This is a genomic window from Streptomyces sp. NPDC004732 (genome assembly GCF_040609235.1).
In the GTDB taxonomy this organism is placed as follows: Bacteria; Actinomycetota; Actinomycetes; order Streptomycetales; family Streptomycetaceae; genus Streptomyces.
In genome coordinates this window covers 400105-426531 of sequence record NZ_JBEXJR010000003.1, presented here as the reverse complement: position 1 = coordinate 426531, position 26427 = coordinate 400105, and the positions used below count along the sequence as shown (strand labels likewise).

At 72.0% G+C, this 26427-nt stretch carries 22 protein-coding genes; 15 read left to right on the top strand and 7 right to left on the bottom strand.

Annotation, left to right across the window (positions count from 1 at the left end):
• Position 1: 1 nt before the first annotated feature.
• Positions 2 to 3208: an alpha-L-rhamnosidase gene (locus ABZV77_RS10975; RefSeq protein ID WP_356253427.1), complete on the bottom strand. Its 3207-nt coding sequence runs from the start codon at positions 3206 to 3208 to the stop codon at positions 2 to 4.
• 240 nt (positions 3209 to 3448) lie between these two features.
• Here ABZV77_RS10975 and ABZV77_RS10970 point away from each other — a divergent pair, with 240 nt between their 5' ends.
• From ABZV77_RS10970 to ABZV77_RS10935, 8 genes are all read left to right on the top strand, one after another.
• On the top strand, positions 3449 to 4945 hold the full coding sequence (locus ABZV77_RS10970; RefSeq protein WP_356253424.1) for a sugar ABC transporter ATP-binding protein: 1497 nt from the start codon (positions 3449 to 3451) through the stop codon (positions 4943 to 4945).
• Positions 4942 to 6027, top strand: a complete 1086-nt coding sequence (locus ABZV77_RS10965) for an ABC transporter permease (RefSeq protein WP_356253421.1) — start codon at positions 4942 to 4944, stop codon at positions 6025 to 6027. Before ABZV77_RS10970 ends, ABZV77_RS10965 begins: the two co-directional genes overlap by 4 nt.
• A complete protein-coding gene (locus ABZV77_RS10960; protein WP_356253418.1) occupies positions 6020 to 7009 on the top strand; it encodes an ABC transporter permease in 990 nt (329 codons plus the stop codon). The genes ABZV77_RS10965 and ABZV77_RS10960 overlap by 8 nt, the downstream gene beginning before the upstream one ends.
• A gap of 66 nt (positions 7010 to 7075) precedes the next feature.
• Positions 7076 to 8182 (top strand): rhamnose ABC transporter substrate-binding protein, encoded by a 1107-nt coding sequence (gene rhaS, locus ABZV77_RS10955; protein ID WP_356253416.1) that lies wholly within the window; start codon positions 7076 to 7078, stop codon positions 8180 to 8182.
• A gap of 56 nt (positions 8183 to 8238) precedes the next feature.
• Positions 8239 to 9261, top strand: a complete 1023-nt coding sequence (locus ABZV77_RS10950; protein ID WP_356254284.1) for a LacI family DNA-binding transcriptional regulator — start codon at positions 8239 to 8241, stop codon at positions 9259 to 9261.
• 90 nt (positions 9262 to 9351) lie between these two features.
• The gene (locus ABZV77_RS10945; RefSeq protein ID WP_356253413.1) at positions 9352 to 10653 is read left to right on the top strand and encodes an alpha/beta fold hydrolase; all 1302 of its coding nucleotides are present in this window, start codon (positions 9352 to 9354) and stop codon (positions 10651 to 10653) included.
• A gap of 75 nt (positions 10654 to 10728) precedes the next feature.
• Entirely contained in the window at positions 10729 to 11490 is a 762-nt protein-coding gene (locus ABZV77_RS10940) for a PIG-L deacetylase family protein (protein ID WP_356253410.1), read from the top strand.
• A 55-nt stretch (positions 11491 to 11545) separates the two neighbouring features.
• Positions 11546 to 12379, top strand: a complete 834-nt coding sequence (locus ABZV77_RS10935) for an enoyl-CoA hydratase/isomerase family protein (RefSeq protein WP_356253407.1) — start codon at positions 11546 to 11548, stop codon at positions 12377 to 12379.
• Here ABZV77_RS10935 and ABZV77_RS10930 read toward each other — a convergent pair.
• Positions 12306 to 13337: an SDR family oxidoreductase gene (locus ABZV77_RS10930; protein ID WP_356253405.1), complete on the bottom strand. Its 1032-nt coding sequence runs from the start codon at positions 13335 to 13337 to the stop codon at positions 12306 to 12308. The two genes, ABZV77_RS10935 and ABZV77_RS10930, sit on opposite strands and share 74 nt — an antisense overlap.
• 111 nt (positions 13338 to 13448) lie before the next feature.
• Between ABZV77_RS10930 and ABZV77_RS10925 the strand changes: the two genes are divergently transcribed.
• Positions 13449 to 14213 (top strand): NAD(P)-binding domain-containing protein, encoded by a 765-nt coding sequence (locus tag ABZV77_RS10925; RefSeq protein WP_356253402.1) that lies wholly within the window; start codon positions 13449 to 13451, stop codon positions 14211 to 14213.
• A gap of 24 nt (positions 14214 to 14237) precedes the next feature.
• Here ABZV77_RS10925 and ABZV77_RS10920 read toward each other — a convergent pair whose 3' ends face one another.
• From ABZV77_RS10920 to ABZV77_RS10905, 4 genes are all read right to left on the bottom strand, one after another.
• A complete protein-coding gene (locus ABZV77_RS10920; protein WP_356253399.1) occupies positions 14238 to 15713 on the bottom strand; it encodes an APC family permease in 1476 nt (491 codons plus the stop codon).
• Positions 15710 to 17278 carry a GMC oxidoreductase gene (locus ABZV77_RS10915; RefSeq protein WP_356253396.1) on the bottom strand — a complete coding sequence of 523 codons (1569 nt, stop codon included), beginning with the start codon at positions 17276 to 17278 and terminating at the stop codon, positions 15710 to 15712. The genes ABZV77_RS10920 and ABZV77_RS10915 overlap by 4 nt, the downstream gene beginning before the upstream one ends.
• Positions 17279 to 17326: 48 nt before the next feature.
• A complete protein-coding gene (locus ABZV77_RS10910) occupies positions 17327 to 18793 on the bottom strand; it encodes an aldehyde dehydrogenase family protein (RefSeq protein ID WP_356253393.1) in 1467 nt (488 codons plus the stop codon).
• Between the two features lie 186 nt (positions 18794 to 18979).
• A complete protein-coding gene (locus ABZV77_RS10905) occupies positions 18980 to 19573 on the bottom strand; it encodes an MBL fold metallo-hydrolase (protein ID WP_356253391.1) in 594 nt (197 codons plus the stop codon).
• Positions 19574 to 19676: 103 nt separating this feature from the next.
• Here ABZV77_RS10905 and ABZV77_RS10900 point away from each other — a divergent pair, with 103 nt between their 5' ends.
• Both ABZV77_RS10900 and ABZV77_RS10895 read left to right on the top strand, forming a co-directional pair.
• Positions 19677 to 20642, top strand: coding sequence for a helix-turn-helix domain-containing protein (locus ABZV77_RS10900; protein WP_356253388.1), 966 nt, complete (start codon positions 19677 to 19679; stop codon positions 20640 to 20642).
• Between the two features lie 37 nt (positions 20643 to 20679).
• Positions 20680 to 21204 carry a GNAT family N-acetyltransferase gene (locus ABZV77_RS10895; RefSeq protein ID WP_356253385.1) on the top strand — a complete coding sequence of 175 codons (525 nt, stop codon included), beginning with the start codon at positions 20680 to 20682 and terminating at the stop codon, positions 21202 to 21204.
• Here ABZV77_RS10895 and ABZV77_RS10890 read toward each other — a convergent pair.
• Entirely contained in the window at positions 21201 to 22235 is a 1035-nt protein-coding gene (locus ABZV77_RS10890) for an NAD(P)/FAD-dependent oxidoreductase (RefSeq protein ID WP_356253382.1), read from the bottom strand. The genes ABZV77_RS10895 and ABZV77_RS10890 overlap by 4 nt on opposite strands.
• A gap of 123 nt (positions 22236 to 22358) precedes the next feature.
• Here ABZV77_RS10890 and ABZV77_RS10885 point away from each other — a divergent pair, with 123 nt between their 5' ends.
• The 4 genes from ABZV77_RS10885 to ABZV77_RS10870 all read left to right on the top strand — a co-directional run bounded on the left by ABZV77_RS10885 (position 22359) and on the right by ABZV77_RS10870 (position 26338).
• Positions 22359 to 22991: an XRE family transcriptional regulator gene (locus tag ABZV77_RS10885; protein ID WP_356253379.1), complete on the top strand. Its 633-nt coding sequence runs from the start codon at positions 22359 to 22361 to the stop codon at positions 22989 to 22991.
• Positions 22992 to 23088: 97 nt separating this feature from the next.
• Positions 23089 to 24057 carry an NADPH:quinone oxidoreductase family protein gene (locus tag ABZV77_RS10880; RefSeq protein WP_356253376.1) on the top strand — a complete coding sequence of 323 codons (969 nt, stop codon included), beginning with the start codon at positions 23089 to 23091 and terminating at the stop codon, positions 24055 to 24057.
• A complete protein-coding gene (locus ABZV77_RS10875; protein ID WP_356253375.1) occupies positions 24054 to 25241 on the top strand; it encodes an acyl-CoA dehydrogenase family protein in 1188 nt (395 codons plus the stop codon). Before ABZV77_RS10880 ends, ABZV77_RS10875 begins: the two co-directional genes overlap by 4 nt.
• The gene (locus ABZV77_RS10870) at positions 25238 to 26338 is read left to right on the top strand and encodes an acyl-CoA dehydrogenase family protein (RefSeq protein WP_356253373.1); all 1101 of its coding nucleotides are present in this window, start codon (positions 25238 to 25240) and stop codon (positions 26336 to 26338) included. Before ABZV77_RS10875 ends, ABZV77_RS10870 begins: the two co-directional genes overlap by 4 nt.
• Positions 26339 to 26427: the final 89 nt, after the last annotated feature.

Genomic DNA, 26427 nt, shown 5'->3' with positions numbered 1-26427 from the left:
GTCAGTGGTCGGTGGAGAAGTGGTGCGTGCCGGAGGCCGTGGAGTAGACGGCGCAGCCGTCGTCCATCCGCAGGAACTTCGCCGCTCCGTGGGCCACTTGCGCGGCCTCGTCGGCGGGGATCCACACCTCGGCCGTGGTGTGGGCGGGCAGCGTGAGCGTGAGGCGGAAGCCGTCGGAGCCCGTCTTCCAGCGCGTGGTGACGGGCCCGCGGACCGAGTCGAAGCGGCCTTCGGCCTCCGTGACTCCGCCGCCCGGGCGGGGCCGGACGAGGACCTTGCGGAAGCCCGGCTCGGCCGGGGCGATGCCCGCGATGTTCGCGTACATCCACGCGCCGACGGAGCCGTACGCATAGTGGTTGAAGGAGTTCATGCCCGCGTCCTGGAAGCTGCCGTCCGGCCTGATGGAGTCCCAGCGCTCCCACATCGTGGTGGCGCCGCGGTCGATCTGATAGCCCCAGCTGGGGAAGGACCGCTGGACGAGCAGCCGGTAGGCGACGTCGGTGTGACCGGTCTCGGTGAGCACGTGCAGCAGGCGCGGCGTGCCGAGGAAGCCCGTGGACAGGTGCCACTGCTTGGACTTGACCAGCTCGACCAGGCGGTCCCCGGCAGGTCCCCGGTCGTCGGCGGCCAGCAGGTCCATGGACAGGGCCAGGACGTAGGCGGTCTGGGTGTCGCCCTTCACCCGGCCGCCGCCCGAAACGTACGCCGCGCGGAAGGCGTCCCGCACGCTCCGGAACAGCGCGGTGTACGGAGCGGGGTCCTTGCCGAGCGCCTCCGCGGTCCGCGCGACGAGGTCCGCGCTGTGTGCGAAGTACGCCGTGCCGATGACGTCCTTGGGGGTCTCGTCCTGGACGTTCAGCCAGTCTCCGTAGCCCTCGGCGGGGCGCAGATAGCCGTTGCTGTGCTTCTCCAGGTACTCGAGCCACTTCAGTATCGAGTCCCAGGCCTGCTCCAGTACGCGGGTGTCTCCGTAGGCCTCGTACAGCGCCCAGGGGACGGTCACCCCCGCGTCGCCCCAGCCCGCGACGCCCTTGCCGACCGGGCCGATGAACGGCGCGACATCCGTGAAGGCGCCGTCGTCCGCCTGCCCGTCGCGCAGGTCGTCGAGCCATTTGGTGAGGAACCGCGCGGACTCCATGGTGTAGGCGGCGGTCGGCGCGAAGACGTTGATGTCGCCCGTCCAGCCGAGCCGTTCGTCGCGCGCGGGCGTGTCGGTGGGCACGGACACGAAGTTGCCGCGCTGGCCCCAGGTGATGTTGCTGTGCAGCTGGTCGAGCATCGGGACGTTCGTCTTGAAGTCCATGGTGAACGGGGCCGACGTGTGGAGCACCCGCCCGACGACCGCATCCAGGGGCGGCTTGCCGGGATGGCCGGTGACCTGTACGTAGCGGAACCCGTGGAAGGTGAAACGCGGTTCGTACGTCTCCTTGCCGCCGCCCTTGAGGGTGTACGTGTCGGTGGCGCGCGCCGTGCGGAGGTTGGCGGTGTAGAGCGTGCCGTCGGGGTTGAGGACCTCTGCGTGCCGCAGCCGGATCCTGGTGCCCGCCTTGCCCCCGGAGACGGTGAGCCGGGCGACGCCGACCATGTTCTGGCCGAGGTCGTAGACGAAGACCCCCGGCTTCGGTTCGGTCACCTTGCGCGCGGAAATCTCCCTCTCCACGCGCGTGGGGGCGTCGACGGCGGCGACGAGTGCGGCGGACACCTTGTCCACGGCGTCGGCGGCGACCCAGTCGGAGTCGTCGAATCCGGCGCGCGTCCAGCCCGCGGTCTCCCTGCGTGCGTCGTACTCCTCGCCGGACATCAGATCCGCGCCGGTCACCGGCCCGAGGGCGGCACGCCACTCAGGCCCGGAGAGCACACGCTCGGTCGACCCGTCGGTGTACGTGACCTCCAACTGGGCTAGGAAGGCGGGGCGTTCGCCGTACTGGTGCGGGCCGAACCAGCCGATGTTCCCCGCGTACCAGCCGGCCGCGAGCGTCACGCCGAGCGCGTTGGCTCCGGAGGCGACCAGTTCCGTCACGTCGTACGTCTGGTACTGAACGCGTTTGCGGTAGTCCGTCCAGCCGGGCGCGAGGCGGTCCTCGCCGACGCGTCTGCCGTTGAGATGCGCTTCGTAGAGGCCGAGCGCGGTCGCGTACAGGCGGGCCCGCGCGACCTTGCGGCCGGGCAGGCGGAACTCGTGGCGCAGCTGTGCGGCGGGGGAGTGGGCGGGGACGACCTTGCCCCACGGGCCCCCGCCCCACGCGGCGAGGACCTTGGCGGCGGCCCAGGAGCCGTCGTCGTACCCAGGGGACTGCCAGTCGCCCGAGGGCTCCTTGTCGGCGGTCTTCCACGCGGCGTCGGTGACGACGGTGCGCACACCGTCGGCGGTGGTCAGCTCCAGGAGGCCGAGCAGTCCGGCGGGCCCGGCCACGGCGTTGGTCGCGGAGACGGCGACGACCGCGGAGCCGGTGCGCAGGTGCTCGGTGACGTCCACGACCACGGGGCGGCGCCAGTTGTCGGCGGCGCTGTCGGCTTCGGTGTGCGCCACGCTCGTGCCGTTCACGTAGGCGGTGAACCCGTCGTCGGCGGTGAGGACGAGGCGGGCCAGGCTGACCCCTTCGGGGACGTCGAAGCGTCCGCGGAACCACCGGGTGGCGGCCGGGGCGCTGCTGGCAGGTTCCCCTTCGGGGAACCAGATCCAGGAGGCGTCGTCCAGCGCGGGGGCGTCGACGAGGGAGGCGGGCGCGCCGATCCAGCGCGCCGTCCAGTCGGACGCCGAGGTGAGGCCGGTCTCCCACCAGGAAGGCTCGCTCCAGGAGGACTGCCGCCCATGGGAGTCCCAGACACGGACCGACCAGAAGTAGCGGGTACGCGCCTTCAGTTCGGGCCCGCCGTACGGGACGAGGACCGAGGCGGGGGAGTCGACCTTGCCGCTGTCCCACACATCGGGATCGTCGAGGCGGTCAGGGGCGGTGGCGACCCGGATCCGGTAGGCGCTCTGTGCGCTGCCGGGCGCGTCGGACGCCAGCGGCCAACTCAGCCTGGGGCGGGGCGTGTCGATGCCCAGTGGCTGTCGCGCGTACTCGACGGTGGGCCGGGTGACGCGGAGGGACTTCGCGGCGCTCTCGCCGCCGGGCGGGGCCGCGGCGGCGGGGGAGGTGCCCGCGACGGCCGTGCCCAGGGCGATGGTGCCGGTGGTGCCGAGCAGTCGTCTTCTGCTGATCACAACGGAGCTCCGTCACGACTCGGGGATGAATCGTTTCACGGACGGCGAAGTTAGGGATGCGGATTCCGCCTGTCAAGGGTGTGCGTCGGGATCTCTCCGCTGTACCTAGCAAAATCAACGACTCCGCAGGTTTCTCAAGTCCTCCCCATTGACGCTGCAGTTGGTGCGGGTCTAGCTTCCCTGCCACTTGGTTGAAACCTTTCACGCCCGCGATCCCTCATCACCGATCGGTGCTGCCCCATGAGAGAGCCCCCCGTCCTGGCCGCGCACGGCCTGAGCAAGTCCTTCGGCGCCGTACGCGCCCTCCGGGACGTCTCCCTAGAGCTCCACGCCGGAGAGGCGCACGCCCTGGCAGGCGAGAACGGCGCCGGGAAGTCCACCCTCATCAAGACCCTCGCCGGTGTGCACCGGCCCGACGCAGGGAGCCTCTCGCTCGACGGCGAACCCGTCGTCTTCCAGGGCCCCGCCGCCGCGCGCGACGCCGGGGTCGCCGTCATCTACCAGGAACCGACGCTCTTCCCCGACCTGTCCGTCGCCGAGAACATCTTCATGGGACGCAGGCCGCGCCGCTCCCTGGGCCGCGTCGACCACAAGGCCGTGCACGCGGCGGCCCGTTCGCTCTTCGCGCGCCTCGCCGTCGACCTGGACCCCGAGCAGCCCGCACGCGGTCTGTCCATCGCCGACCAGCAGATCGTCGAGATCGCCAAGGCACTGTCCTTTGATGCCCGCGTGCTCATCATGGACGAGCCGACCGCCGCGCTCACCGGCAGCGAGGTGGCCCGCCTCTTCGGAGTCGTACGCACCCTGCGCGAGCAGGGCGCAGCGGTGCTCTTCATCTCCCACCGCCTGGAGGAGATCTTCGCCCTCTGCCAGCGCGTCACGACCCTGCGCGACGGCGCACTGATCGCGAGCGAGCCCCTCGACGGCCTCACCGAGGACGACCTGGTGCGCCGCATGGTGGGCCGCGACCTCGACGAGCTCTACCCGAAACAGGACACGCAGACCGGCGACATCGCGCTGAGCGTGCGGCGGCTGACACGCGAAGGCGTCTTCACCGACGTGTCGTTCGACGTCCGGCGCGGCGAGATCGTCGGGCTCGCGGGCCTCGTCGGGGCGGGCCGCAGCGAGGTGGCCAGAGCCGTGTTCGGCGTCGACCGATGGGACGCGGGCACCGTCGAGGTCCAGGGCAAGGCCCTGACCAACGGCGCGCCGAGCGCCGCCATGGCGGCCGGGCTCGCCCTCGTCCCCGAGGACCGGCGCGCCCAGGGCCTGGTGATGGACATGTCCATCGAGCGCAACATCGGACTGACCGGGCTGCGCACCACGGTCCGCGTCGGACTGATGGACCGCGGGGCCGAACGCAGCCGCGCCCTGGACTGGGCGCTGCGGCTCCAGGTGAAGTACGCGCGGATCGCCGACGCCGTCGGCACGCTCTCCGGCGGCAACCAGCAGAAGGTCGTCCTCGCCAAGTGGCTGGCCACCGGCCCCCGCGTCCTGATCGTCGACGAGCCGACCCGAGGCATCGACGTCGGCACCAAGGCCGAGGTGCACCGGCTGCTCTCCGAACTCGCCGCGGACGGCGTCGCGGTGCTGATGATCTCCTCCGACCTGCCCGAGATCCTCGGCATGGCCGACCGGGTCCTCGTCATGCACGAAGGACGGCTCACCGCCGAGATCCCGCGCGCCACCGCGACGGAGGAGTCCGTGATGGCGGCCGCCACCGGGAGGCCGGAATGACCGGGACACCCCCGCAGACCGGCACCACCGTGACCGCACAGAGCACCGCACCCGCCGTCGACCCGCAGAAGGCCGGGGCCACCCGCCTCGTCGACCGCGTCTTCAAGATGCGCGAACTCGCCATCCTCCTGGTCTTCCTGGTGATGATCGCGCTCACCCAGGCGGGCAACAGCGAGTTCCTGTCCGAGCAGGGCATCAGGGACCTGCTCCTGAACGCGACCATCCTCGTCCTCGTCGCCACCGGCCAGGCCCTGGTCGTCATCACCCGCAACGTCGACCTGTCCGTCGGATCCACCCTCGGCATCAGCGCGTTCGCCGCGGGAAACCACCTCCAGGGCGGCGGCACGACCGGCACCGCGATCGTCCTCGCCGTCGCCCTCGGCATCGGCTGCGGGCTCCTGAACGGCGCCCTGGTCAGCCTCGGCCAGGTGCCCGCGCTCGTCGTGACCCTCGGCACGCTGTACGTCATCCGCGGCATCGACTCGATCTGGGTCGGCGCACGGCAGATCACCGCGTCCGACCTGCCCGGCGGCTACGTCGACTTCGGCTCCGGAGGGATCTCCGCGGTGCCCTGGCTCGCGGTGATCGCCTTCTTCGTCCTCGTCGCCGTCGCGTACTACCTGCGGCACTACGGAGGCGGCCGCGAGCTGTACGCGCTCGGCTCCAACCCGGAGGCCGCGCGGCTGGCAGGCATCCCGGTCCGCAGGCGGATCCTGATCGCCTACACCGTGTGCGGCGCCCTCGCCGGACTCGCCGGTGCCCTGTACCTCGCCCGCTTCGGCAACGTCGACTCGGCGACCGGCAACGGCTACGAACTCACCGTCGTCAGCGCCGTCGTGGTCGGCGGCGTGGCCTTCACCGGCGGCTCGGGCAGCGTCTACGGAGCGGCACTCGGAGCGCTCCTGCTGACCTCCATCAACAGCGTGCTGCCCGCCCTCGGCGTGAGCTCCGTATGGGTGCTCGCCATCAACGGAGTGCTGCTCGTCCTCGCCATCGCCGTCGACCGGGTCGTCGCCCTACGGGTCGCCAGGGCCCTGCAGAAGAGGGCCGCATCGAACAGAAGGAGTGGCCGCCTTGACTGACTCCCCGCTCACGCGTGCCGTCCGCTGGGACACCGTCGTCGGCGCCCTCCTCGTGGTCCTGCTGCTGCTCTCCTTCGGCTTCGTCGACGGCTTCGGCAACGCCCTCAACCTGTCGTTCCTCATCGGCAACACCCTGCCGATCGCGCTGATCGCCCTCCCCATGACACTGCTCGTGGTCTCCGGAGAGATCGATCTGTCCGTGGCCTCCACGGCCGGGCTCTCCGGAGCCGTGATGGGCGCCCTCTGGAACGCGGGCATGGCCATCGAGACGATCATCCCGCTCTGTCTGCTCCTCGGCGTCGTCTGCGGGCTGGTCAACGGTCTCCTGGTGACCCGCCTCGGGCTGCCCTCTCTCGCCGTCACCATCGGCACCATGGCCGCCTACCGGGGCATCGCCCAGATCATCCTCGGGTCGGACGCCGTCACCGACTTCCCCACCCAGTACCTCGACTTCGCCGCGGGGCGCATCGACGGCACGTTCGTCCCGTACGCGTTCCTGCCCTTCCTCGTGCTGCTCGCCCTCGCCGTCGTCGCCCTGCACGCCACACCCTTCGGGCGCTCGCTCTTCGCGATCGGCGCCAACGAGGAAGCCGCGCGGTTCGCCGGGGTGCGCGTGAAGCGGCACAAGCTGTGGCTGTTCGTCGCCACCGGCCTGCTGGCCTCCCTCACCGGAGTCTTCTGGGCCCTGCACTACGCGAGCGCCCGCTACGACAACGCCACCGGACTCGAACTCTCCGTCGTCGCGGCCGTGCTGCTCGGCGGCATCGACTTCGACGGCGGCAGGGGCACCCTCGGCGGCGCGATCGCCGGAGTCTTCCTGCTCGGTGCGCTGCAGAACGCGATGAGCCTGCTCAACGTCTCCGCGCAGTCCCAGATCGTCGTCACGGGCGTGCTCCTTGTGGTGTCCGTGCTCGGGCCGCGCGTGGCACGCCAGGTGGCCACCGCCCGCGCGGGCCGCCGGTCCGCGGCGCCCGCCGGCTGACGCGCGTCGCGCCCCCGCCCGCCCCGCCCCAAGCCCTCGAACGCCCCCTTCCGAAAGGGATCCACCATGTCGTCGTCCCCCGCGCTCCGCACCCCTGCCGCCCGCCGCGTCTGCGCCGCCCTCGCCGCCGCCGCGCTCGCCCTCACCGCCGGGGCGTGCGGGGGCACCACCAAGAACTCGGCCAAGGAGGCCAAGGAGGACGACAGCGCCAGGACCTCGGGCGCGAAGGCCGACCCGAACGCCGCGACCAAGAAGGGCCTCACCGTCGCCTTCCTGCCCAAGCAGGTCAACAACCCGTACTTCACCGTCGCCGACAAGGGCGGCGAGAAGGCGCTCAAGGAGCTCGGGTCGACCTACAAGGAGACCGGCCCCAACAGCGCCACGGACACCAGCGGGCAGGTCGGCTACGTCAACACGCTCACCCAGCAGCAGGTCGACGCCATGGCCGTCTCCGCGCAGGACCCGGGCGCCCTGTGCACCGCCCTCAAGCAGGCCATGAAGAACGGCGCCAAGGTCGTGACGTACGACTCCGACACCAAGCCCGCCTGCCGCCACGTCTTCGTCTCCCAGGCGAGCGCGGAGGCCCTCGGCCGCAGCCAGGTGCAGCTGCTCGGCGAACAGATCGGCTACAAGGGCGACATCGCGATCCTGTCCGCCGCGCAGACGGCGGCGAACCAGAACACCTGGATCGGGTACATGAAGGACGAGCTCAAGAAGCCCAAGTACAAGAACATGAAGCTGGTGAAGACCGCCTACGGGAACGACGACGCGCAGCAGTCCTTCCAGCAGACGCAAGGCCTCCTCCAGGAGCACCCCGAGCTCGCCGGGATCATCTCGCCGACCACCGTCGGCATCAAGGCGGCCGCCCAGTACCTGTCGGGCTCCAAGTACAAGGGCAAGGTCACGCTCACCGGTCTGGGCACACCCAACGACATGCGCCAGTACGTGAAGAACGGCACGGTCGAGGGGTTCGAACTCTGGGACCCCGCCAAGCTCGGCGCGCTCGCGGCGCACACCGCCGTCGCCCTGTCCTCCGGACAGATCACCGGCAGGGAGGGCGAGAAGTTCGAGGCGGGCGATCTCGGCACCTTCACGATCGGCGCCGACGGCGTCGTCGACCTCGGGAAGCCCACCGTCTTCGACAAGAAGAACATCGGCCAGTACCGGTTCTGAAGTCTCAGTACGCTGGTCCGTACGGCCGGGAGCGGCCGAACAGCAGGATGGAGCACCTGGAACGCATGGTCGGCATCAAGGACGTGGCGAAGCACGCCGGGGTTTCGGTGGGCACCGTGTCGAACGTGATCAACCGCCCGGACATGGTCTCCGAAGAGACCCGCCACCGGGTGCTCTCGGTCATCGACCGGCTCGGCTACGTACGCAGCGAATCGGCCCGGCAGCTGCGGGCGGGGCGCAGCCGCATCATGGCGCTGCTCGTCCTCGACATGGGAAACCCCTTCTTCGTGGACGTCGCGCGCGGCGCGGAGAGGGCCGCGCGCGAGGCCGGGCTCCGCGTCATGGTGTGCAACAGCGGACAGAGCCCCTCCGAAGAGGCCGAATACCTCGCTCTCTTCGCCGAGCAGCGGGTGCAGGGCGTCCTGCTGACCCCCGCGGACGCGACCGGCCGGAACATCGAGACGTTCCGCAGGCACGGCATCCCCTTCGTCCTCGTCGACCGGGTCGCCGAGGGCGCCACCGAGTGCTCCGTCTCGGTGGACGACGTGATGGGCGGGGCCCTCGCCGCCCGCCATCTGGCGGACGCGGGGCACCGCAGCATCGCGTACGTCAGCGGCCCGCCCGAGCTCAACCAGGTCAGGGACCGCCGCGAGGGCGCCCGCCAGGCGCTGGCCGAGGCGGGCCTCGGCACGTCGGCGCTGCGGGAGCTGCCCACCGAACGCCTCGACGTGGCCGCGGGACGCGACGCGGGAGCCCGCATCCTGGGCCTCGCCGAGCGGCCCACCGCCGTCTTCTGCGCCAACGACCTGCTCGCACTCGGCGTGCTGCAGGCGATGTACGCGGCGGGGGTGCGCGTCCCCGAGGACATCGCGATCGTCGGCTACGACGACATCGAGTTCGCGGCCGCCGCCGTCGTACCGCTCACCTCCGTGCGCCAGCCCGCTGTCACCATGGGCGCGATGGCGGCGGAGCTCCTCCTGGAGGAGACGGACGAGCGGCCCGCAGGGGCGCACGAGCACCGGCGCGTGGTGCTCGTGCCCGAACTCGTGGTGCGCCGCTCCAGCCTGCCCCCGCGCTGAGCGGCGACAGCCCCCACAGACCCCCGACGCGGCGCGTGTGCTGGACTGGGCCCACGAAGACACCCGCCCGCCACCTCGCCAGGAGCCGCTGTGACCCTCTCGTACCGCCAGCCCGGAGTCGTCCTCGCCGACCGCCGCTTCAGCGTGCCGCTCGACCACGACGACCCGGCGGGGGAACGGATCGAGGTCTTCGCGCGGGAAGCGGTCTCGGCCTCCCGAGGGGGCGCGGACCGGCCCTGGCTGGTCTATCTGCAGGGCGGCCCGGGCTTCGGGGCGACCCGCTTCAACGGCTCCGAGTCCTGGCTCGACCGCGCCCTCCAGGACTTCCGGGTCCTCCTCGTCGACCAGCGCGGCACCGGAAGCTCCACGCCCGCCAACCGCCAGACGCTCCCGCTGCGCGGCGGCCCCCGCGAACAGGCCGACTACCTCGCCCACTTCCGCGCCGACTCCATCATCCGCGACTGCGAGGCGATCCGCCCCGAGGTGACCGGCGGCGCCCCCTGGACCGTCCTCGGCCAGAGCTTCGGCGGCTTCTGCGCCACGCACTACCTGTCCGCGGCGCCCGAGGGGCTCGCCACCGCGCTGATCACCGGCGGCCTGCCCACGCTCGACGGCCACGCCGACGACGTGTACCGCGCGGCCTACCCGCGCATGGAGCGCAAGACCGCCGCGCACTACGCCCGCTACCCGCAGGACGTCGAGCGGGCCCGCCGCATCGCCGCCCACCTCGCCGAGCACGAGCCCGTCCTGAACGGCGGCTACAAGCTGACCGCCCAGGCCTTCCAGTCCCTCGGGATGCTCCTCGGCACGGGCGACGGCAGTCACCGCCTGCACTACCTCCTTGAGGACGCCTTCGTGCGGACCCCGGCAGGGCCCGCGCTCTCCGACGCCTTCCAGGAGAACGTGCAGGCCGCCCTCTCCTACGCGGGCAACCCGCTCTTCGCCGTCCTGCACGAGGCGATCTACGGCCAGGGCGAGCGGCCCATCGCCTGGTCGGCAGAGCGGATGCGCACCGAGTTCCCGCAGTTCGACGCGGAGAAGACCCTGGCGGGCGACGCGCCGCTGCTGTTCACTGGGGAGGCCGTGCAGCGCTGGATGTTCGACAGCGATCCCGCGCTGCGCCCCCTGCGCGACACTGCCGACCTCCTCGCCGAGCGCACCGACTGGCCGCGCCTGTACGACACCGAGCGCCTCGCCGCGAACGAGGTGCCGGTGGCCGCGGCGGTCTACCACGACGACATGTACGTCGACACGGAGCACTCCCTGCGCACCGCCCGCGCCATCCGGGGCCTGCGCACCTGGGTCACCGACGAGTTCGAGCACGACGGGCTGCGCGTGGGCGGACCGCGGGTGCTCGACCGGCTGCTCGCGCTGACACGCGGCGAGGCCTGAGGGCTCCGCGCCCCACTTCGGCAGCCCGCCGCCGGGGCCAACTCATTGTCGGACCCCGGCGATAGGCTGAGAATCATGACCGAGCAGCAGAGTTCAGCCGCCCCCGCCGACCAGCTCACACCCATGCCCGAGGACTGGCGGCGCGCACTCGCCGTCGTCGCCCACCCGGACGACCTGGAGTACGGATGCGCGGCGGCCATCGCGGGCTGGACGGACGGCGGCCGTGAGGTCACGTACCTCCTGGCCACCCGGGGCGAGGCAGGCATAGACACGATCGACCCCGCCACCTGCGGGCCGCTGCGCGAGCAGGAGCAGCGCGCGAGCGCGGCCGTCGTCGGCGTCGAGGCCGTGGAGTTCCTCGACCACAAGGACGGCGTCGTCGAGTACGGCACGGCGCTGCGCCGCGACATCGCCGCCGCGATCCGCAGACACCGCCCCGAGCTGGTCATCACGCTCAACCACCGCGACACATGGGGCGGCGTCGCCTGGAACACGCCCGACCACGTGGCCGTCGGCCGTGCCACGCTGGACGCCGCGGCGGACGCGGGCAATCGCTGGATCTTCCCGGAGCTGATCGAGGAGCAGGGCCTGGAGCCCTGGAACGGCGTGCGGTGGGTCGCCGTCGCCGGTTCGTCGACGCCCACCCATGCCGCGGACGCCTCGGCGGGCCTGGAGCGCTCGGTGGCCTCGCTCCTCGAACACCGCACGTACATCGAGGCGTTGACGGACGAGGACCCCGAGAAGTACTGCCGTACGTTCCTGACGGGCAACGCGCAATCGCTGGCGTCGCGCTTCGGCGGCAAGCCGGCGGTGGCGTTCGAGGTCTTCAGCCGGTGAGCCAATGCCCGTAACCTGCTGGACCTGACGGTCCATCAGGAAGGCTGGCCCGAGGATGATCGACACCATCGGCACGGACATCCCGGAGGGTGAGGAGCGGCTGCGCCTCGATGTCGAGGACGGCCTCGGCATCCTCACCCTCTGCCGCCCGCGCAAGCTCAACGCATGGAGCTGGGAAGCCACCCGGCAGCTGGGCCTGTTCGCCGACCGGATCCGCTTCGACGACTCCATCAGGGCGGTGCTGCTGCGCGCCGAGGGCCGGGCCTTCTGCGCGGGCATCGACATCACGGCGCCGGGTGGCGCGATCACGGGCCGCTCCGGCGCCGAGCGCACCAGGGGCTACTACGAGGGGTTGCGCTGGGCCCATGAGCGCTTCGGCGCCTTCGCGCGGCTCCCGCAGCCGGTCGTCGCGGCCGTGCAGGGGTACTGCCTGGGCTTCGGCTTCGAACTGGCGCTCATGGCGGACGTACGGATCGCGGCGGACGACGCGGTCTTCGCGCTGCCCGAGGCGCAGCTCGGCGTCGCCGTGGACGCGGGCGGTGATCTGCGCATCGCGCGCGAGGCCGGTGCGGGCTGGGCCAAGCTGCTCGCGCTCACCGGCCGCCGGATCGACGCGCCCACGGCGGAGCGCCTCCGCCTCCTCCAACAGGTGGTGCCGGTGGCGGAGCTGGGCAAGGTTTCCCGGGCCCTGGCGGCCGAGATCGCGGCGAACGGGCCGCTCGCGGTGCAGGGCATCAAGCGCGGCATCGACGCGTACGCGGACTCGGGGATGGCGGAGGCGCTCGACCGCGTCGCCATGAACGCGGCGATCACGCTCACCTCGGAGGACTCCCGGGAGGGGTACGGGGCGAAGGCGGCGGGCCGGGCGGCGGTGTTCGAGGGGAAGTAGGGCGCTCCTCGGAGCCGGGACGCCGGTCGGAGGCGGGGTGCTGGTCCGCGGTGGAGCGGCCGTCGAACGCCGCTCTCCCCATCTGCTCCCGCACCGTCACCACCGGCGGGCTCACCAGCCCCCTGCGCTGCCAGTTCGCGCCGTCGACGACCAGCGTGTGCCCCGTGATGAAGCGGGCGTACGGGGAGGCCAGGAACGTGGCGGCCCAGCCCAGTTCGCGGGGCAGGCCGACGCGGAGGGCAGGCTGGCGGGAGTCCTTGTCCCGGGCCGGGTCCAGGTTGCCGCGGATGTCGGCGGTCATGTCGTCGTGCGGCATCAGCCCCGGCACCAGACCGTTGACCTGGATGCCGTACGGCCCCCACTCCACCGCGAGGGTCTCCACCAGGCTTTTCACCCCCGCCTTCGCCGCCGCGCTGTGCGCGAAGCCGGGGCCGCCCGTCCAGGCGTACGAGGCGCCGATGTCGATGACCGAGCCGGGGGTGCCCGCGGCCAGGTGGCGGCGGCCGAACTCGCGCGTCATCAGGAACGTGCCGGTCAGCGTGATGTCCACGACCGAGCGCCAGGCGTTGGGGGACATGTCCTCGGCGGGCACGGGGAAGTTGGCAGCCGCGTTGTTCACCAGGACCCCGGGCAGTCCGTACGCCTCCTGCGCCGCGTCGAAGACCTCGGCGACGCGCTCGGCGTCCCGGATGTCGCAGACCGCCGCGGTCACACGCCCGCCCAACGCTGCCAGTTCGTCCCGCGCCGCCCCGAGACGGTCCTCCTTGCGGCTCGCGATCACCAGGTCGGCGCCGAGCCGCGCGAACTCGGCGGCGACGGCCTTGCCGAGACCCGTGCCGCCACCCGTGACGAGGACGACCGTGCCGTCGTACGTGCCCGGTGGCAGTGCGGTGGCGCCCAGCGGGGGCGGCGCGGGCAGCCCGGGGAGTGCCCCGTTCTCCGTGTCGTGGTTCGTCATGCGCGCATCGATACCCCGTGCGGGACGAAACCTCCATGCCCCGTGCGCGTCGGCACGGGACGACACGAGATGCTTCGGGCACAGCTGCCGACACGACAGGGGCGAACAGTGGTGAACCGCATCGGGATCATAGGCGTGGGCGAGATCGGCCGGGCCATGGTGGACGGCTTGTGCGACGGAACGCAGGAGCCACCGGAGATCCACCTCTCGCCACGAGGAGCCCGCACGGCCGCCGAGCTGTCCGAGCACCATCCGAACGTGCGGGTGTGCGCGGACAACCAGGAGGTCGCGGACCGCTCCGAGCTGGTGATCCTCGCCGTCCGCCCGCAGGACCGCGCCGAGGCCCTCGACGGGCTGCGGGTCGGCGGCGACAAGGTCGTGCTCAGCGTCATGGCCGGGGTCGGCATCGGCGAGCTGCGCGACATGCTCGGCACCACTGCCCCTGTGGTGCGTGCCATCCCGCTGCCCGCCGTGCGGGAGCGCCGGTGCGTCACCGTGACGTACCCGGCCCACCCGGTGGTCGACGCCTTCTTCGACGGACTCGGCGGCTCGCTCCCCGTCGCGGACGAGGCGTCCTTCGGCGTCTTCTCCACCCTGACGGGGACGCTGAGCGCCCACTACGCGTACCTGGCGACGCTCACCGACTGGGCCGCCCGGCAGGGCATCCCCGCCGAGGAAGCGGACCGTTATGTACGCAGCCTCTTCCAGGCCGTCGGGCGGGCGCTCGGCGACGGGACACGGTCGCCCGCACAGCTCGCGGGCGACCACGAGACACCCGGCGGGAGCAACGAACGCATCCGCACCACGTGGTTCGACGCGCCCAACGCCGCATCCCTCACCAAGGCGCTCGACGCGCTCCTCGCCGACCTCACCTAGCCGCGCGCCCGCCCGCCCACGGAGTCACGCGGTGTCCGCCTCCTCGGGCACCGCGTTCCCCGAGGGTGCGTCGCCGCGTCCGTAGTGGTGCGTCGTGAACATGTACACCAGGCCCACGCCCACCACGACGCCGCCGCTCAGCAGCACGATCCAGTTGTCGTACCAGGGGACTTCGGGAGTGCGGGGCCAGGCGATGTTGACGATGGCGAAGATCCCGTACGCGAGCGCCCCGAGGTTGACCAGCAGCCCCCAACGGCCGAGCTTGTACTCGCCGCTCGGCTTCCACCCCTTGAGGCGGGCCCGCAGCGCGGCCAGGACGACCATCTGGAACGAGGCGTAGATGCCGAGGATCGCGAAGGACACGATCTTCGTCAGGGCGTCCTCGGAGATGAGCGAACCGACGGCGATCAGCGCGGGCAGGACCGCCGAGACGAGCAGCGCGTACGGCGGGACGGCGCGCGCCGACGAGAACTGCCGCAGCAGCCGGTGCCCGATGATCATCTCGTCGCGGGCGTAGGAGTAGATCAGCCGCCCGGCTGCGGCCTGCAGACTGATCGTGCAGGACAGGAAGGAGATGAGCACGACGGCCATCACCGTCCGTGCGCCCGCCTCGCCGAGGGCGTCGAAGAGGACCCTGACCACCGGGTCGCTGTCCTTCCCTGAAATCACGTCCCGGTAGTCGACGACCGCGAGGAGCAGCGTCAGACAGGTGAACGTCGCCGCCGCCCCGCCGACGTAGATGGTGCGGCGCATCGCCTTGGGGATGACCTTGCCGGGGTGCTTGACCTCTTCGGCGACGTCCCCACAGGCCTCGAACCCGTAGTACTGGTAGAAGCCGATGATCGCGGCGCCGAGGAAGACGGGCAGATAGGAGCCGTCACCGGACGCGCCGAAGTCGTCGAAGAGGACGCCGAGGCCGTGGAAGCGGTGCGTGGTCAGCAGGATGATGCCGACGACCAGCGCGCCGAGCAGCTCCGCGCTGAAGCCGATCAGCGCCGCCATCGAAAGTGCCTTCGTGCCCGCGTAGTTGATGAGCACGGAGATGATGATCAGCGCGATCGTGCACAGCACGGTGGTGTGCACGGTGGGGCGGAAACCGAGCAGGATCGCGATGTAGGGCCCCGCGCCGTACGCGACGCTGGTGATGGTGACGAGCAGCGCCCACATGTAGATCCAGCCGGTCATCCACGCCCAGCGCTTGCCCCACAGGCGCCGCGCCCACGGATAGACGCCGCCCGCGACCGGGTACTGCGCGACGACCTCGCCGAAGACCAGCGCGACGAGGAACTGCCCGCACCCCGCCATGACGAACGCCCAGATCATCGGGGGCCCGCCGTCGGCGAGGGCGGTGCCGAAGAGGGTGTACGTGCTCACCACGGGGGAGAGATAGGTGAACCCGAGGGCGAAGTTCGCCCACGGTCCCATCTCCTTGCGGAACTCCGACTTCTCTTCCCCGGGGACCGCGTCGGCGGTGCTGTCCGGTGTGCCGGGAGTGGTCACTGGTCTACCCCTTGCGCATCCGCGGCCCCGGGGGCGGGCCTGGCCATGATGAGGTCGGCCGCGCGTTCGGCGGCGAGCAGCACCGTGACCATCGGGTTGATGGTCGGCATGGTCGGGAAGATGGACGCGTCCACGATGCGCAGACCGTCGTGCCCGCGCAGCCGCAGCTGCGGATCGACCACGGCCATCGGATCGTCCTCGGCGCCCATCCGGCAGGTTCCCGCCGGGTGGTAGACGGTGTGGGCGGCGCGGCGCCCGTACTCCGAGAGATCCGCGTCCGACTGCACGTCAGGACCCGGGGCGACCTCGCGCAGCAGCCAGTCGCTGAGCGGGGCGGTGGCGGCGACCTCACGGGCGATGCGCAGGCCGTCGACGATGGTGCGCTCGTCGTGGCCTTCCGGATCGGTGAAGTAGCGGAAGTCCAGGGCCGGTTTGACGGACGGGTCGGCGCTGCGCAGCCACATGCGGCCGACGGACCGCGCCCGCGGCACGTTCGGGGTCATGCAGACCCCGTGCTCGGGGACGGGATAGCCGAGGCGTTCCGTGTTGACGGTGAACGGCACTTGGTAGAAGTGGAACATCAGGTCGGGGCGCGGGCCGCCCGCCGCGTCGCGGCGCAGGAAGAGACCGGCGTCGGAGTCCATCGCAGAGTTGGGCGGCAGCGGCCCGCTCGTCTCCCACACCATCACCGACTCCGGGTGGTCGAGGAGGTTCTCCCCGATCCCCGGCAGATCCGCCCGGACCTCGATGCCCAGGTCGCGCAGCTGGTCGGCGGGCCCGATCCCGGAGAGCATGAGGAGCCGGGGCGTGTCGATGGCCCCGGCGCACAGCAGGACCTCCGCCTCGGCCTCCAGCGTCGACACCGAGCCGTCGGGGTTGCGGACCTGTACGCGGGTGAAGCGGCCCTCGTCGTCGGGCAGCAGCCGGTACGCCCAGGTCTCCAGACGGAGCGTCAGGTTGGGGCGGTCCATGACGGGGTGCAGATACGCGACCGACGCGGAGGAGCGGTTGTTGGTCGCCGGGTCGTAGGCGAGGGAGAAGAATCCGGCGCCGTCGGTGAAGGGGCGGGCGTTGAAGTCCTCGACGACCGGGACGCCGAGCCGGGTGGTCGCCGCCGTGACGAAGTCCTCGGCGATGGCGTTTCGGTCGGCGGCGCCGACGGGAACGATCGTGTTCTGCAGCCGTGACCGGTACGGCAGGATCGTCTCGGGACCCCAGCCCTCGCAGCCGCTCGCCACCCACTCGTCGAGGTCCTGCGGGAACGGCAGGAAGCTGATCAGCGTGTTGTGCGAGGAGCAGCCGCCGAGCACGCGGGCCCGGGAGTGCAGGATGTGGGAGTTGCCGCGCGGCTGTTCCTCGGTGGTGTAGCCGTAGTCGAACTCGGAGCCGAGCAGATTGATCCAGTTGCGGAGCTTCAGGATCCGGTCGTCGCCGACGTCGCTGGGCCCGCCCTCCACCACACAGACCCGGCACGCCGGGTCCTCGCTCAGCCGGGCGGCCAGTACGGACCCCGCCGTACCGCCGCCGATGATCAGGTAGTCGTAAGTCGTCGTCTCGTCGGCCATGCCGCCGCCTTCCGTCGCGCCCTGCCTCGCCTGCCGAGTTCTGTCCGTTCAGCCCTTGAACCAGCCGGAGGGTCCCGGCCTGAGGTTCTGGTAGATGTGCTTGGCCTCCTGGTACTCGCGCAGCCCGGTCGGCCCGAGTTCCCTGCCGAAACCGGAGAGGCCGAAGCCGCCCCACTCCGCCTGCGGCACATAGGGGTGGAAGTCGTTGATCCAGACCGTGCCGTGCCGCAGCCGTGCGGCGACCCGCTGGGCGCGGCTCGCGTCGTTCGTCCAGATGCCGCCCGCCAGGCCGTAGTGCGTGTCGTTGGCCAGCTCCACGGCCTCGTCCTCGGAGCGGAAGCGCTCCACCGTGACGACCGGGCCGAAGACCTCCTCCTGCACGATTCGCATGGAGCGGTCGCAGTCCGCGTAGACCGTCGGCAGCAGGAAGAAGCCGCGCGACAGCTCGGGATCGTCCGGCCGGCGGCCGCCGCACACCAGGCGGGCGCCCTCCTGCCGGGCGACCTCCAGATAGCCCTCGACCTTCTCCCGGTGCTCCGCCGAGCTCAGCGGTCCGCTCTCGGTCTCCGGGTCGAGACCGTTGCCGAGGCGGATGGCTCCGGCGCGGGCGGCGAGCCGCTCCACAAACCGGTCGTGCAGGGAGTCCTCCACGAGGAGCCGGGAACCCGCCGAGCAGACCTGCCCCGAGTGCAGGAACGATGCTTCCAGGGCATGGTCGACGGCCGCGTCGAAGTCGCAGTCGGCGAACACCACGTTGGGGTTCTTGCCGCCGAGCTCCAGGGCGAGGTTCTTCACGCCCGGCGCGCACGCCTCCATGATCCGCCGCCCGGTGGCCAGACCGCCGGTGAAGGAGACCAGGTCCACGTCGGGGTGCGAGGACATCGCCGCGCCCACGGTGCTGCCGGGGCCGAGCACCAGGTTCGCGACCCCGGCAGGAGCGCCCGCCTCGGCGATCAGCCGGATCATGTGGAGGGTGGAGAGCGGAGTGACCTCACTGGGCTTGAGCACGAAGGTGTTGCCCGCGGCCAGGGCGGGGGCGACCTTCCAGGAAGCTTGCAGGAGCGGGTAGTTCCAGGGGGCGATGAGCGCGCAGACCCCGATGGGGTGGTAGGTGACCCGGCTGAGCACGTCGGGGCCGACGTCCACGACCCGGCCGCCGTCCTTGTCGGCGATCTCGGCGAAGTAGCGGAACGCGTTCGAGACGTCCTCGACGTCGATCCGCGCCTCGGCGAGCGTCTTGCCCGTGTCGAGCGATTCGACGTGGGCGATGTCCTCCTGGTCCCGCAGCAGGAACCGTGCCACCCTCAGCAGCACGTCGGCCCGCTCCCGGGTGGGCGCCGCCGACCAGTCGCCGCGGTCGAAGGCGCGCCGGGCGGCCCGCACGGCGAGGTCGACGTCCGCCGCTGAGGCATCGTCGACCTGTTGCACGACGGACGCGTCGAACGGATTGACCACATCCCGCCGCGCGCCTTCGACGGCCCCTGTCCACTGCCCGTCGACGAACAGTTCCGGCATCGTGGGCTCCCTCGCTCCGACTCCCTGTCAGGTGCCGGAACCGCCACCGGCACGCACACCGGCACCAACATCGTCCGAGCGGCGCGCGCCGGTCATGGGGACGCACCGACGGGGGGAGGGTTGGGCGCAGATGTGACCTGGTTGGGCTAGGGAGCGGCAGGGGTGCCGGGCCGGGCCGCCGGGGCTTCAGCGCGGAGTGGTCGCGTCCGGCCTGAAGGGGGCGCCGTGGCCAGGGACGATCAGGTCTGCTGCTGCTATCACCCGGAGCCGGGAGTCGCGCAGCACCGCGCGGTCGGGGGCCACCGGGTCGTCCGCGGGGCCGTTCGCGTGCCACCACAGGTCACCGGCGAAGGCGACGACGCCCGAGTCCGTGCCCGCGAGCAGGGTGATGTCCTCCGTGCTGTGGCCCGGGGTCCGGATCAGCCGCAGCGACGGGGTCAGTTCGTGCCCTTCCGCATCCCGGTTCCGCCACTGGTTGCCGCGGTACTCCACCTTGTGGTCGTGCACCGTGGCCTGCCCGAACAGGCCCACGTTCATGGTGTTGTCCGGGTGGTGGTGGCTGAGCACCACATCGGTGATGTCGTCGGGGCCGAGCCCCAACTCCGCGAGCGGCGCGAGGATGCGGTCGCGGCTCGCCACCATGCCCGGGTCGAAGATCACGTGCCGGTCGCCGTCGGCGACGTAGGAGACGGTGGCGGCGACTCCGGGGCCGGTGGAGCCGACGTAACCGGTGGTCAGAATCGTGTATGCGGCGCTGCGGCCGAGCGGTGCGTTCGTCATGGCCGTAATCCTTCCGGGCGGGCGGACCGCCCACGAGTGGCACGACTGCCGCTGATCGCAGGATTGCTGCCACCCGTGCCACACTGCGCGCGTGCCTCCCTCCATGACACGCGTGCCTCCCTTCTCGACAGTCGCCGCCTACACCCCGCCGGGGGTCGGCATGCTCGCCGTCGGCATCGTCACCGAGGTCTTCGGGCCGCACGGCGACGCGGTGCCCGGCTTCGACTTCGCCCTGTGCACCGACCGGCCGGGGCCGGTCCCCACCGACGTCGGAGTGCCGATCACCATCACCCACGGCCTGGACCGGCTGGCCCGCGCCGATCTGGTGATCGCCCTGCCCTGGGCCGACTTCCGCACGCCGCCCGCCCCCGCCGTGCTCGACGCGCTGTCGGCGGCGCACGAGCGCGGCGCCCTCGTCGCGGCCCACTGCGTGGGCGCCTTCGCGCTCGCCGCCGCCGGACTGCTCGACGGCAGGCGGGCCACCACCCACTGGCGGTTCGCCGAACTGCTCGCCGACCGCCACCCGGACGTCACCGTCGAACCCGACGCCCTCTACATCGACGAAGGGCGCGTCATCACGGGCGCGGGCGCCGCGGCGGGCTTCGACCTCTGTCTGCATCTGCTGCGGCGAGAACACGGTGCCGCGCTGGCCAACGCCGTCGCCCGGGACGTCGTGCTGCCCTCGCACCGCGACGGCGGGCAGGCGCAGTACCTGGCCGCCCCCGTGCCCGAGGACTGCCACGACGACCGTCTTTCCGACGTGCTCGCCTGGGCCCGCGAGAACCTCCACGAGCGGCTGCCCGTCGCGGAACTGGCCCGGCGCGCCATGATGAGCAAACGCTCCTTCGCCCGCCGCTTCGCCGCCGCGACCGGCACCACGCCGCACGCCTGGCTGCGGAGCCTGCGGCTGAGCGGCGCGGAGGAACTCCTGGAGACCACGGACCTGCCGGTCGAGGAGATCGCCCGCCGCGTCGGCTACGGGAGCGCGGCCGTCCTGCGCGAACAGTTCGTGCGCCGCCGTGGGGTGCCGCCGCGCTCGTACCGCCGCTCCTTCACGAACGCGCCCTGACCGGCGGATGGTTGACGGGCGGTGCGAGAATCCCCGGATGGTACGCACAGCAGAACCCGCACGGACCGCCCTGCTCCCCGTCGGCCCCGAACAGCGTCCCGTGGTGGAGCGGTTGGCGCAGCTGTACCGCCACGACATGTCGGAGTTCCTCGGTCACCTTCCGGCGGCCGACGGGACGTACGCGTTCAGCAAGCTGCCGCTGTTCTTCGACGAGCCGGGGCGGACGGCCCTGCTGATCCAGCACGGTTCGGCGCCCGTCGGCTTCGTGCTGACCCGCCCGATGCCCGAGGGTGCGACCTCGATCTCCGCCTTCTTCGTCGTACGGGCGCTGCGCAGACGCGGCGTCGGCCACCAGGCCGCCCTGCAGTTGCTGCGCTCCCGGCCCGGCGCCTGGGGGATCGCGTTCCAGCCCGCCAACGCGGGGGCCGCCCGGTTCTGGCGCGGGGTCGCCACGGCGGCCGTGGGCTCCGACTGGCGCGAGGAGTCGCGCCCGGTCCCCGCTCAGGCCCCCGTGGACGCGCCGGACGACCAGTGGATCCTGCTGAATACGGACAGGCCCTAGTCCGCAACGAGTTCGTGGGTGCGGGGGCCCGCCGCCACGCGTGCCACCTCGGCCTCTGCCAAGGGCGTGAACACCCCGGCCCGGCGCCGGGCCACCTCCGCCTCGATGTCCGCCATGACGAGCTCGGCGTTGATCATCGAACCGGCCCGGTAGCCCATGCTCGCCGCGTTGATCACCTGCTCCATGGGGCTCGCCGCGTTGCCCACGGCCCAGACGCCCGGGACGCTGGTGCGGCCCGTCTCGTCCACCTTCGGGTACGCCCCGACCGGGGTGTCCCTGAACTCGGCGCCGAGCCCGGTCAGGAGACCGTCGCGGGGCACCATCTTCGCGGCGACGAACAGCACCGAGCGGGGGAAGATCCGGCCGTCGGCGAGCCGTACGCCCGCCAGCCGGTCGTCCTCGACCGACAGACCCGCGACCTCGCCCTCCACGACCTGGACCCCGGCGGCCGCCAGGCGCTCCCACTCCGCGTCCGGCAGGTCCCGCACGGTGTGCAGGAACAGGGTCACGTCCTTCGACCACTGGGTGACGAGCAGCGCCTGGTGACTGTTGAAGGGCTCACTCGCGAGCACACCGAAGGGCTCGTCCCGCACCTCCCAGCCGTGGCAGTACGGGCAGTGCAGCACGTCATGGCCCCAGCGCTCGGCGAGGCCCGGCACGGCGGGGAGCTCGTCCACGAGGCCCGTCGCCATGACGATCCGGCGCGCGTGCACCTCCCCGCCGTCCGCCAGCGTGACCCCGAACTCCCCGGCACCGTCCGGCGTCACGGCCGACACGCGGTCGCGTACGACCTCCACCCCGTACCGCTCCAGCTCCCGCCGTCCCTCGGCGAGGAACTCGGCGGGCGGCATGCCGTCCCGCGACAGATAGCCCTGCATGTGTGCGGCGGGCGCGTTGCGCGGCTCGCCCGCGTCGACGACGAGGACCCGTCGGCGTGAGCGGCCGAGCACGAGCGCCGCGCTCAGCCCCGCCGTGCCTCCGCCGACGACCACCACGTCGTACGCCATCTCGTTGCCCGTCCCGTTGCTCATCACGTTCCGCCTCTCGTTCGCGCTCCCGCTCATGGGGGATCACCTCCACTCGCACCATGCCCCCGACGATGCGGTATCGACAAGCTCCTTTGCCGATACCGCAACAACTGGCATGATGGAGGAATGAGCGAAGAGACGGCCGGAAGAGAAGGCGGCGGCGCGGAGCCGGAGGAGATGGATCAGGTCCTCACCGAGGTCGGGCCCCGGCTGCGCCGCATCCGCAAGGAGCGCGGCGCCACCCTGGCGGGCCTCTCCGCGGCGACCGGCATCTCGGTCAGCACCCTGTCCCGCCTGGAGTCCGGGCACCGCAAGCCCAGCCTGGAGCTGCTCCTGCCGATCGCCCGCGCCCACCAGGTCCCCCTGGACGAGCTGGTCGGCGCTCCACCGGTGGGCGATCCGCGGGTCCGGGCCAAGCCCATCGTCCGGCACGGGCGCACCATGCTGCCGCTCACCCGCCAGCCCGGCGGCCTCCAGGCGTACAAGGTCGTCGAGCCCGCCCGCACGTCGCCCGCCCCCGACCCGCAGACGCACGAGGGGTACGAGTGGCTGTACGTGCTCTCCGGCAGGCTGCGCCTGATCCTCGGCGACCACGACGTGGTGCTCGGCCCGGGGGAGGCCGCGGAGTTCGACACCCGGGTTCCGCACTGGTTCGGGACCACGAGTGAGGGCGGCGCGGAGTTCATCAGCCTCTTCGGGCCGCAGGGGGAGCGCATGCATGTGCGGGCGCGGCCCACCCGCAGGGGTGATGGGGGCTGACGGCTCCCGGGAAGCTCCCGGGACTGTTCCCTTAGGGGCAAGCGACCGCTTAGTATGCGGGTGAGCACGGTCTACGACAGCCCCGTGGAGGCCCCGCATGCAGGCATGGCAAGTGCACGAGAACGGCGAGCCGGGCGAGGTGATGCGCCTCGCGGAGGTGGCGCGCCCCGAGCTCGACGAGGGGCAGGTGCTGCTGAAGGTCCGTGCCGCGAACATCAACTTCCCGGACGCGCTGCTCTGCCGCGGGCAGTACCAGGTGAGGCCCCCGCTGCCGTTCACGCCTGGCGTGGAGATCTGCGGCGAGACGGCGGACGGGCGGCGCGTGATCGCCAACTCCGTGCTGCCGCACGGAGGTCTCGCCGAGTACGCCGTCGCGGACACCGCCGGGCTGCTGCCCGCGCCCGAAGCGCTCGACGACGCGGAGGCCGCCGCGCTCCACATCGGCTATCAGACCGGCTGGTTCGCCCTGCACCGCCGCGCGCACCTCCAGGCGGGCGAGACGCTCCTGGTGCACGCGGCCGCCGGTGGGGTGGGCAGCGCCGCGGTGCAGCTCGGCAAGGCGGCGGGCGCCAAGGTCATCGGCGTCGTCGGTGGCGAGGACAAGGTGCGGGTCGCGCGCGAGCTCGGCTGCGACCTGGTCCTCGACCGGCGCTCGGACGACGTGATCGGCGCCGTCAAGGAGGCGACCGGCGGACGCGGTGCCGACGTGATCTACGACTCCGTGGGCGGTGACGCGTACGCCAAGTCCGCGAAGTGCGTGGCCTTCGAGGGCCGGATCATCGTCATCGGCTTCGCCAGTGGCGTCATCCCCACCCCCGCGCTCAACCACGCGCTCGTGAAGAACTACACGATCATGGGTCTGCACTGGGGTCTCTACAAGACCAAGGACCCGCGCTCCATCCTGCGCTGCCACGAGGAGCTGACCGAGCTCGCCGCCAAGGGCGCCATCAAGCCGCTGGTGAGCGAGCGCGTGCCGCTGGCCGGTGCCGCTTCCGCCGTGCAGCGCGTCGCCGACGGTGTCACGACCGGCCGCGTGGTCGTCCTGCCGCACGGAGGTGCCGCATGACCGACGCCGACGAACTGCGCACCCGCACCCGCGCGTTGCTCGCCGAGCACCCGCCCGCCACGGCGGACCGCGGAGCCTTCCTCCAGGCCCGCTTCGACGCCGGTCTCGCCTGGGTGCACTACCCCGAGGGCCTCGGCGGCCTGGGCGCGCCGCGCTCCCTGCAGGCCGTCGTGGACGCCGAGCTCGAGGCCGCGGGCGCGCCGGACAACGACCCGCGCCGCATCGGCATCGGCCTCGGCATGGCGGCGCCCACCGTCCTCGGCTTCGGCACCGAGGAGCAGAAGCGCCGCTTCCTGCGCCCGCTGTGGACCGGCGACGAGGTGTGGTGCCAGCTCTTCAGCGAGCCGGGCGCGGGCTCCGACCTCGCGGCGCTCGGCACGCGCGCCGTCCGCGACGGCGAGAGCGGCGACTGGGTGGTGAACGGCCAGAAGGTGTGGACGTCCAGCGCCCACAACGCGCGCTGGGCCATCCTCATCGCCCGCACCGACCCGGACGCGCCCAAGCACCGGGGCATCACGTACTTCGTGTGCGACATGACCGACCCCGGCGTCGAGGTGCGGCCGCTGCGCCAGATCACCGGCGAGGCCGAGTTCAACGAGGTGTTCCTGACCGATGTGCGCATCCCCGACGCGCACCGTCTCGGCGAGGTCGGCGACGGCTGGAAGGTCGCCCAGACCACGCTCATGAACGAGCGCGTCTCCATCGGCGGCATGCGCATCCCGCGCGAGGGCGGCATGATCGGCCCGGTCGCCGCGGCCTGGCGCGACCGCCCCGGCCTGCGCACCCACGACCTCCACCAGCGCCTGCTGAAGCTCTGGGTCGAGGCGGAGGTGGCCCGGCTCACCGGGGAGCGGCTGCGCCAGCAGCTCGTCGCGGGACAACCGGGCCCCGAGGGCTCCGGCATGAAGCTCGGCTTCGCCCGCCTCAACCAGGAGATCAGTGGCCTGGAGGTGGAACTCCTCGGCGAGGAGGGCCTGTTGTACGACGACTGGACGATGCGCAGGCCCGAGCTTGTCGACTTCGTGGGCCGTGACGCGGGCTACCGCTATCTGCGGTCCAAGGGCAACAGCATCGAGGGCGGGACCAGTGAGGTCCTGCTGAACATCGTCGCCGAGCGCGTCCTCGGCCTGCCCGCCGAGCCGCGCACCGACAAGGACGTCGCCTGGAAGGACCTCGCGCGATGAGTGACCTGCTCTACTTCGAAGAGGAAGAGGCGCTGCGCTCGGCCGTGCGGGGCCTGCTCGCCGACCGGTGCGATGCCGCCACCGTCCTCGCCCGCGCCGAATCCCCCGGGACCGACGGGCCGCACGACCGCGAACTGTGGAAGGCGCTCACCGAAGGCATGGGTCTCGCCGGGCTCCTCGTGCCCGAGGACCTGGGCGGGCAGGGTGCCACGCACCGTGAAGCGGCCGTCGTCCTGGAGGAGTTGGGCCGCTCGGTCGCGCCCGTGCCCTATCTCACCAGCGCCGTCGTCGCCACGGAGACGCTGCTGGGCTGTGGGGGAGGCGAGGCGTCCGAGTTGCTGAGCGCGCTCGCCGCCGGGCGCACGGTGGGGGCGCTCGCGGTGGGTCTCGCCGTTGCCCCCGGAGCTCCCTTCCAGGGCGTACGCCATGAAGCGGGCGCGCTGCACGGCGAGTTGACCGGCATCGCGGACGCGGCAGGCGCCGATGTGCTGCTCGTCCCCGCCGACGGCGGGCTGTTCGCGGTCCACACGGCGCAGGACGGCGTCACCGTCACCCCGCAGACCTCTCTCGACCTCACCCGGCCGCTCGCCACGGTGACCTTCGACGCGGCCGCCGCGCGCGAGCTCACGCGGGACGCCGACGCGGCGGTACGGCGGGGCCTGCGGGCCGGTGCCGCACTGCTGGCGTCGGAGCAGCTCGGTGTCGCCGAGTGGTGCCTGACGGAGACCGTCCGGTACACCAAGGAGCGGCACCAGTTCAACCGGCCCGTGGGGTCCTTCCAGGCGCTCAAGCACCGGCTCGCGCAGCTGTGGCTGGAGGTCGTGAACACCCGCGCCGCGGCGCGCAACGCGGCCGACGCCCTCGCGACGGACAGCGCCGACGTGGACGTGGCAGCAGCCCTCGCCCAGGCCTACGCCGCCTCCGTGACGGTGCACGCCGCCGAGGAGGCACTGCAGCTGCACGGCGGCATCGGCATGACCTGGGAGCACCCCGTCCACCTCTATCTGAAGCGCGCCAAGGCGGACTCGATCGCCTACGGCACGGCGGGCCGGCACCGCGAGGCGCTGGCAGGGCTGGTCGACCTCCAGGCCCCCTGACCCCGGCCCGACACCCCACCCCGGTATTTTCCTGCAGCCCACACCTACCAGGTGTGGGCTGCGCGTTTTACGCCACCATTACGTACGGC